The sequence below is a fragment of the Kitasatospora sp. NPDC088264 genome (assembly GCF_040685715.1).
Classification (GTDB): domain Bacteria; phylum Actinomycetota; class Actinomycetes; order Streptomycetales; family Streptomycetaceae; genus Kitasatospora.
Genome location: NZ_JBFBIR010000076.1, coordinates 25267 through 33059, shown reverse-complemented (window position 1 = coordinate 33059; position 7793 = coordinate 25267). Strand labels below are relative to the sequence as shown.

At 73.7% G+C, this 7793-nt stretch carries 7 protein-coding genes; 4 read left to right on the top strand and 3 right to left on the bottom strand.

What is annotated here, in order from left to right; translation table 11 throughout:
• Nucleotides 1-290 precede the first annotated feature (290 nt).
• The 3 genes from AB0O82_RS34780 (at nt 291) to AB0O82_RS34770 (ending at nt 2021) form a co-directional block, all read left to right on the top strand.
• Nucleotides 291-872, top strand: a complete 582-nt coding sequence (locus AB0O82_RS34780) for a 50S ribosomal protein L25/general stress protein Ctc (protein WP_363588396.1) — start codon at nt 291-293, stop codon at nt 870-872.
• Between the two features lie 109 nt (nt 873-981).
• The gene (gene pth, locus AB0O82_RS34775) at nt 982-1560 is read left to right on the top strand and encodes an aminoacyl-tRNA hydrolase (RefSeq protein ID WP_063348046.1); all 579 of its coding nucleotides are present in this window, start codon (nt 982-984) and stop codon (nt 1558-1560) included.
• Between the two features lie 137 nt (nt 1561-1697).
• A complete protein-coding gene (locus AB0O82_RS34770) occupies nt 1698-2021 on the top strand; it encodes a hypothetical protein (RefSeq protein ID WP_350877739.1) in 324 nt (107 codons plus the stop codon).
• A 160-nt stretch (nt 2022-2181) separates the two neighbouring features.
• Here the strand turns inward: AB0O82_RS34770 and ppc are convergent, their stop codons facing one another.
• The gene (gene ppc, locus AB0O82_RS34765) at nt 2182-4917 is read right to left on the bottom strand and encodes a phosphoenolpyruvate carboxylase (RefSeq protein ID WP_363588404.1); all 2736 of its coding nucleotides are present in this window, start codon (nt 4915-4917) and stop codon (nt 2182-2184) included.
• A gap of 334 nt (nt 4918-5251) precedes the next feature.
• On the opposite strand from ppc, the gene AB0O82_RS34760 reads away from it, so the two are divergent.
• Complete coding sequence (locus AB0O82_RS34760) at nt 5252-6520, top strand: histidine kinase (RefSeq protein ID WP_363588394.1); 1269 nt, start codon at nt 5252-5254, stop codon at nt 6518-6520.
• Between the two features lie 69 nt (nt 6521-6589).
• Here the strand turns inward: AB0O82_RS34760 and AB0O82_RS34755 are convergent, their stop codons facing one another.
• Nucleotides 6590-7099, bottom strand: coding sequence for an SUKH-3 domain-containing protein (locus AB0O82_RS34755; RefSeq protein WP_363588402.1), 510 nt, complete (start codon nt 7097-7099; stop codon nt 6590-6592).
• 83 nt (nt 7100-7182) lie between these two features.
• On the bottom strand, nt 7183-7644 hold the full coding sequence (locus AB0O82_RS34750; protein WP_350877742.1) for a YwqJ-related putative deaminase: 462 nt from the start codon (nt 7642-7644) through the stop codon (nt 7183-7185).
• Between the last annotated feature and the right edge of the window lie 149 nt (nt 7645-7793).

Genomic DNA, 7793 nt, shown 5'->3' with positions numbered 1-7793 from the left:
CCGCGCCCCGCCCGCCGGGGGGGCGGCGCGGCGGGGGGGCGGCGGCGCGCCGCCGCCGATTTCACGGGAGGCCGTTCATGCGGTTAGACTCGTGAAACTGCTCGGCGAGGGATGCCGTGTGCCTGCTTGCCGGGTGCCCGCTCCGTGATCGACGCGCTGCCGGTGTCGGATTTCCGTCCGTCGGCAGAGGCCGTTACCGCCGAGTGACCCCCGAACGTACTGAGGGTGTGGCCCCGGCGGTTTTTCGCGTTGCCTGCACCCCCGCGCCAGTCTTCCCGAGGAGTGCAGTCGTGTCCGAGATCCGCATCGCCGCTGAGACCCGTTCCGAGTTCGGCAAGGGTGCCGCCCGTCGCGCCCGCCGTGCCGGCTTCGTCCCCGGTGTCGTCTACGGCCACGGCCACGCCCCGGTTCACCTGAACCTGCCGAGCCACGACCTGATGATGGCGCTCAAGACCCCGAACGCCCTGCTGGTCGTGCCGATCGAGGGCAAGGACGAGTACGTGCTGCCCAAGGCCGTGCAGCGCGAGGCCATCAAGCGCACCATCGAGCACGTCGACCTGCTGCTGGTCAAGCGCGGCGAGAAGGTCACCGTCGAGATCCCGGTCCTCACCGAGGGCGAGCTGGCCCCCGGCGGCAACCTGCTGGAGCACGTCCTCAACGCGCTGCCGATCGAGGCCGAGGCCACCCACCTGCCCGAGTCGGTCACCGTCTCGGTCGAGGGCCTGGAGTCCGGTGCCTCCATCCTCGCCAAGGACATCGCCCTGCCGGCCGGCGTCACCCTGGCCGTCGACGCCGACGCCGTCGTGCTGCAGGTCATCGGTGCCCAGGCCGCCCCGGCCGAGGCCGCCGAGGCCGAGGGCGCCGAGGCCTGAGCCTCGCCCCACCAGCTGTGACCGCTGCCCCGGTCGCTCCCCTCGGAGCGGCCGGGGCAGCGGTGTGTCCGGGAAGATGACGTAGAGCGCGCACAGGAGGAGAGAGGGCATGGCGGACGAGTACGAGGGCCCCTGGCTGGTGGTGGGGCTGGGCAACCCGGGCGAGCAGTACGCCCGGAACCGGCACAACATCGGGTTCATGGTGGTGGACCTGCTGGCGCAGCGGATGGGCGCGAAGTTCAAGGCGCACAAGAGCCGGGCGCAGGTGGCCGAAGGACGGCTGTCCGGCCGCCGGGTGGTGCTGGCCAAGCCGATGTCGTTCATGAACCTCTCCGGCGGGCCGGTGACGGCGCTGCGGGACTTCTACAAGGCGCCGGCCTCGGCGCTGGTCGCCGTCCACGACGAGCTGGACATCGACTACGCGGCGCTGCGCCTCAAGCTGGGCGGCGGGGACAACGGCCACAACGGGCTGAAGTCGATCACCAAGTCGCTGGGGCCGGACTACTACCGGGTGCGGTGCGGGATCGGTCGGCCGCCGGGCCGGATGGAGGTCGCGGACTTCGTGCTGAAGGACTTCTCCGGCGCCGAGCGCAAGGAACTGGAGTGGTTCGTGGACCGCTCGGCGGACGCGGTGGAGGCGCTGCTGTCCGAGGGGTTGGAGCGGGCGCAGGGCACCTACAACTCCTGACGCTCCATCAAGTCCGGGAGTGGTGTTACGCAACAGTCGTACAACGCTTGACGGTCCAAACCTGAATCCGTGTGAGAACCCTGTGCGGGATCGGATAGCGTCGGCCTGGTACGCGAACGAGTCCTGGGGAGTTCTCGATGCGGGGTTTTCGTCCGGTCCGCCGACTGCGGCGGCTCCGGGTGGTCCGACTGAAGCAGTTCGGACGGCGGGTCGGCACGGCCGGTGCGCTGGGGGCGGCCGGGGTGCTGCTCTCGGGCGGCGCGGTGGCGCACGCGGACGCGGTGGCCGAGCCGGATCCGGGCGTCTCCGCGGATCCCGCGGCGGCGCAGTTCGGGCCGCTGCTCGGTGACTCGATGGGCACGGACGCCGGGCTGCTGGCGGTCGGTGGCGGCCTGGTGGTCGCGGCCGGCGGCGCCGCGCTGTGGCTGAAGCGCCGGCGCGCGGGCGAGCCGGGCGAGTAGGCCGTGTCCGGGGCCTGGCCGCCCGGGCGATGAGCACGACACCGGGCCGGTGCCCACGGGCGCCGGCCCTTTCGCGTGCCCCGAACCCTTCCGGTACGGGACGGGGCCGCCGCCCACCCCGGAGGGCGGACGGCGGCCCCGTCCCGTACGCGCGGTGGCGTCAGCCGGTGTTGCGCAGGCCGGCGGCGATGCCGTTGACGGTCAGCAGCAGCGCGCGGGCGCGCAGCGGGTCCTCGTGGCGGCCGGTGGCGACCTCATCGCGCTGGCGGCGCAGCAGCGCGACCTGGAGGTAGGAGATCGGGTCGAGGTAGGCGTCGCGGACGGTGAAGGTCTGCTTGAGCACCGGGTTGTGCTCCAGCAGTTCGCCCTCGCCGGTGAGCCGGAGCACCTCGCGCAGGGTGAGGTCGTGCTCGGCGACGATCTGGTCGAAGACGTGGTGCAGTTCGGCGGGCACCAGCTGCTCGACGTAGTGGCGGGCGATCCGCAGGTCGGTCTTGGCCAGCGTCATGGCGACGTTGGACAGGAAGTTGCGGAAGAAGTGCCACTGGCCGTGCATCTCGTCGAGCACGCCGCCGAGGCCGGCCGCGCGGGCGGCGGCGAGGCCGGAGCCGACGCCGTACCATCCGGGGACGATCTGGCGGGACTGGGTCCAGCCGAAGACCCACGGGATGGCCCGCAGGCCGTCGAGGCCGGCGCCGGAGTCGGGGCGGCGGGACGGGCGGGAGCCCAGGTGCAGCGAGGCGAGCTGGTCGACCGGGGTGGCGGCGAAGAAGTACTTCGGCAGGTCGTCCTGCTCGACCAGGGCGCGGTAGGCGGTGTGGGCGGCCGCGGAGACCTGGTCCATCGCGGCGTCCCAGCGGGCCAGTTCCTCGGGGGCCTGGCGCGGGGCGGTGTGCAGCGCGGAGGCGGAGAGGGTGGCGGAGATGGTCAGCTCCAGGTTCTCCCGGGCGAGGGAGGGGAGCAGGTACTTGTCGGAGATGACCTCGCCCTGCTCGGTGACCTTGATCTCGCCCTCCAGGGTGCCCCAGGGCTGGGCCAGGATGGCCTCGTGGGAGGGGCCGCCGCCGCGGCCGACGGTGCCGCCGCGGCCGTGGAACAGGCGCAGCCTGATGCCGTAGCGGTGGGCGACGTCGCGCAGCCGGCGCTGGGCGCGGTGGATCTCCCACTGGGAGGTGGTGATGCCGCCGAACTTGGAGGAGTCGGAGTAGCCGAGCATGACCTCCTGGACGTCGCCGCGCAGCGAGACGAGCAGCCGGTAGGAGGGGTCGGACAGCATCTCGTCGAGGATGAGGTCGGCCTTCTGGAGTTCCTCGGTGGTCTCCAGCAGCGGCACGATGCCGATCTTGGCGATGCCGCCGTGCAGGTCGATCAGGCCGGCCTCGCGGGCCAGGACGGTGGCGGCGAAGACGTCGTCGGCGCCCTGGCACATGGAGATGATGTAGCTCTCGACGATCTCGTCGCCGAAGCGCTCGAAGCCCTCGCGGATGGTGTTGAAGACGCCGAGGGTCTTGGTGCCGGCGGCGTCCAGCGGGGCCGGGGTGGGGGCGAGCGGGCGGCGCGAGCGGAGCTCCTTGGCGAGCAGCTTCTGCCGGTACTCGCGGGGCATGTCGGCGTAGCGCCAGGCCTCCTCGCCGAGGCGGTCGAAGAGCTGGCCGAGGGCGTGGTGGTGGGCCTCGGCGTGCTCGCGGACGTCCATGGTGGCGAGCTGGAGGCCGAAGGCCTCGATGGTGCGGATGGCGCGGGCGAGGCGGCCGTCGGCGATCAGCTCGCCGCGGTGGGAGCGCAGGGAGTCCTGGATGAGCCGCAGGTCGGTGATCAGCTCGCGGGTGCCGAGGTAGTCGCGGCCCTCGACGTGCGGGGTGCCCTGGGCGAGCCGCTCGCGGGTGTTCTCCAGCTTGAGCCGGACGCAGGTGGCCTTGAGGCGGTAGGGCTCCTCGGCGTTCATCCGCTTGTAGCGGGGGCTGAGCTCGGGGAGCTGGTGCAGGTCGGTGTTGAGCGAGGCGAGCAGTTCGACCGAGGCGCCGGCCAGCCGCTCGGAGGTGGAGAGGGTGCTGCGCAGGTCGTCGACGGCGGCCAGGGCGTCCTTGATGCCGTACTCGTGCTGGAGGTTGAGGACGTCCCAGGTGACCTGCGGGGTCACGTTGGGGTTGCCGTCGCGGTCGCCGCCGATCCAGGTGCCGAAGGTGAGCGGGCGGACGCCGTCGGGCAGGGTCAGGCCGACCCGGCCGAGCTCCTCGTGCAGTTCCTCCAGGACCTGGGGGACGGCGTCGCGGTAGAGCTCGTCCAGGTAGTAGACGGCGTTGCGGGCCTCGTCGGTGGGCTCGGGGCGGGCGATGCGCAGCTCGTCGGTCTGCCAGAGCAGGTCGATGACCTCGGCGAGGCGGCGGTCGGCCTGGCGGCGGGCGCTGCTGGTGCGGGCCGGGTCGGCCTGGGAGAGGCCGGCGGCGATCTCCTCGCGGTGGATGCGGTCGAGGAGTTCGCCGATGCGGCGCAGCTTGTTGAGGACGCTGCGGCGGGCGGCCTCGGTGGGGTGGGCGGTGAAGACCGGCCGGACCGCGAGGTGGGCCAGGGTGTTCTCGAGGTGCTTGGGGTCGGCCTCGGCGAGCTGGTCGGCGGTCTGGGCGAGCAGCGAGCCCTCCCGGGCGCGGCGGGTGGCGAACTCGCGGCCGCGGTGCACCTGTTCGGTGACGTTGGCGAGGTGGAAGTAGGTGGAGAAGGCCCGGACCAGCTTGGCGGCGGTGTCCAGGTCGATGTCGGAGAGGAGTTCGGCGGTGGCCTCGCCGTCGGTGCGGCTGAGCAGGCGGACCTGTTCGACCAGGCCCAGTAGCTGGGGGCCTTCCTGGCGGACCAGCGTCTCGCCGAGCAGGTCGCCGAGGCGGCGGATGTCCGCACGCAGGGCCGCGTTGTCGGCAACTGGGCCGGTGGCGTGGACATTGGGGCTGTCCGCCGGGGTGGGGACCGGAGCGGTCACGGCTGGCTCCCTGTGGTGGTGGGGTTCGGCAACGGCTCATCGTCACAGGTCCGCCCGCGTGTGGCGGGTGTGACGCGTGCGGACCGCGCTGTCCGACGCGACCAGCATAGGTGTCGGGGCGGTCGCTGTCCGCGAGGTGGCCGGATGGCGGACAGTGACGTCGCAGGCCGCATGTGGTCTGGACCACTTGAGGGTGCGGCGAGGTGTCGGGGGCAATCCCGGTGGGGAGGGGAGGGGGTTGCCGCTTAGGCTGTCGGCCATGAGCAAGTCGCCTGGGGAGCGCGCGCAGGTCCGGTCGTTCTGGTGGTGGGAGCGGCCTCGCAGCGCCTTCCTGGACATCGGGCTGGCGGTGCTCGCCGCGCTGGAGTGCGCGCTCAGCGCGATCGCCTTCCTCTCCGGCCGGGTGCACCTGGACGCCGCCGGGGTGGCCGGCATCTCGCTGCTCGGCGTGGTGGCGGGCGGTTCGCTGGTGCTGCGCCGCCGCTGGCCGGCCGTACCGGTGCTGGTGACCCTGGTGGCGATGCCGGGGATGCTCGGCGTCCTGCTGCTGGTGGTGTCGCTGTACACGCTGGCGGCGACCTGGGAGTGGCCCACCCGGCGCTGGCGGGTGGTGGCGCTGTCCGCACTGGCCTTCGCCGAGACCGTCGCCGTGATGATGGTGTCGATGCTGACGCCCGGCGACACGGCGGTGGAGCAGCCGCCGCTCTGGGGCCAGGTGCTGATCGCGGTGCTGGTCTCCGTCGGCCTGACCGTCCCGCCGGTGGTCACCGGACTGTACGTGGGCGCGCGGCGGCGGCTGATCGACTCGCTCAAGGACCGCGCGCACGGCCTGGAGACCGAACTGGACCTGCTGGCCGAGCAGGCCCAGGAGCGCGCCCGCCGGGCCCGGCTGGAGGAGCGCACCCGGATCGCCCGGGAGATGCACGACGTGGTGGCGCACCGGGTGTCCCTGATGGTGGTGCACGCCGGGGCGCTGGAACGGATCGTCGCCAAGGACCCGGAGAAGGCCGCGCAGAGCGCCAAGCTGATGGGCGAGGTCGGGCGGCAGGCGCTGAACGAGCTGCGGGAGATCCTCGGCGTGCTGCGGATGGACGACGAGCGCCAGCCGGAGCCGGACTCGCTGGCCGGGCTGCCCCGGCTGGTCGACCAGTCCCGGGCGGCCGGCATGGCGGTGACGCTGACCGTCAGCGGCAGTCGGCAGGAGTTCACCGGCGAGGCCGAGCAGACCGCCTACCGCGTCGTCCAGGAGGGTCTGACCAACGCGCACAAGCACGCGGGCGGCGCACAGGTGTCCGTCCTGCTCGCGTACGCGCCCAACGGGGTGCGGGTGAGCGTGGTGAACGCCTGCCCGGGCGGCGGCGGGGGCGCGGCGAAGCTGCCCAGCGGCGGCAACGGACTGGTCGGGATGCGGGAGCGGGTGATCGCGCTGGGCGGCACCTTCTCCTCCGGGCCGGAGGCGGACGGCGGGTTCCGGGTCGAGGCGGTGCTGCCGTCCCGGCTGGCGGTCCGGGCCGAACGGCTGCGGTGACGCGCCGCCAGGCCCGGCCCGGCGGTCAGGGCGCGTCGGCGGACCGCCCCGGGGCCCGCCGGGCCGCCGTCAGGATCCGTCGGCGGTGCGCAGCCGCTCCGGGGCGGTGCCCAGGACCAGGGTGGTGACGGCCTGGTCGATGCCGTGCCCGAGGAACCACTCGCCGGTGTGGTCCAGGCTGTAGACCCGGCCCTCCTCGTCGACGGCCAGCAGCGCCTGCCCGTACGCCTCCTCGCCGAGCGGGGCGAGCTGGGTGCCCAGGGCGCGGCCGAGGTCGAGCAGGGTGCGCGGCTGGTGCAGCCCGCACAGCGGGTCGATCAGGAACGGGGTGCGGGCCAGCTGGCGGCCCGGGCCGGCCAGGTCGAAGGCGAGGCCGCCGAACTCGGCCCAGGCCTCCACCGCCGCCGGGAACACCGCGTGCCGCAGGCCGGACGGCCCGCCGTACCCGACCAGGGCGTCGGCCCACTCCTCGGCCTGCCGTATCTGCCAGCGGCCGGGGTGCCAGCCGGCCGCCTTGAGCTCGGCGGCGACGTTGGCGGGGAAGCGCGGGCGAACCCGCCCGGCGGGGGCGGCGGACAGGGTGGCCGGCGGTGGCGGGGGCGGGCTGGGCGGGTTCAGGGCGGACTCCAGGGCTCGGGGACAGGGGGCGTACGAGGGCGCGGTCAGGGCGCGGGCGGCCCGACGGCGACGCTCTGCACGGTGAAGTGCTCCAGCATCGGCGCGCAGGAACGGCACGGCGGGGCGTGGGTGCCGTGCGCCGGGTCGCCCTCCTCCCGGATGCGAACGGTCGTCATCCGGGAGCCCTTGAGCGCCTTGCGGGCCTCGTGCAGGGTCATCGGCTTGCGGGCGGCGCGCTTGGAGCGCCGGCCGTCGACCGCGGCCAGGTGCTGGGAGAGCAGGACGGCCTCCGGGCAGCGGCCGGTGAACCGCTCGCGCGCCTCGACGGGCAGCGTGTCCAGGAACTCGCCGACCAGCGGGTGCAGGACCGGCCGTCGGGCGTCCTTGTCCCCGGCCAGGGTGTGCACCTCGCCGCCCTTGAGCGACAGGGCGGCGGCGACGGCGGGCAGCAGGCTGTCGCGGTGGTGGCGCAGCACGGGCGGGCCCGCGGGCTCACCGGTGGTCATGCGTCGTCCTCCTCCTCTGTTCCCGCTGACGGAAGGACCGGTGGGACGGTCCGGGGCAAGCCTGTCAAACGACACCGACATCCGCACAACCGGGGTGCGGGGGCGGACGAACGACCGTGCGGGACCGGCCGGGCCGTCACCCGATCCTC

Bases quoted from the DNA above. Each gene is read 5' to 3' on its own strand.
- AB0O82_RS34770 (WP_350877739.1), top strand. From the start codon at position 1,698: ATGCGGGGTTTTCGTCCGGTCCGCCGACTGCGGCGGCTCCGGGTGGTC.
- AB0O82_RS34760 (WP_363588394.1), top strand. From the start codon at position 5,252: ATGAGCAAGTCGCCTGGGGAGCGCGCGCAGGTCCGGTCGTTCTGGTGG.
- AB0O82_RS34750 (WP_350877742.1), bottom strand. From the start codon at position 7,644: ATGACCACCGGTGAGCCCGCGGGCCCGCCCGTGCTGCGCCACCACCGC.
- pth (WP_063348046.1), top strand. From the start codon at position 982: ATGGCGGACGAGTACGAGGGCCCCTGGCTGGTGGTGGGGCTGGGCAAC.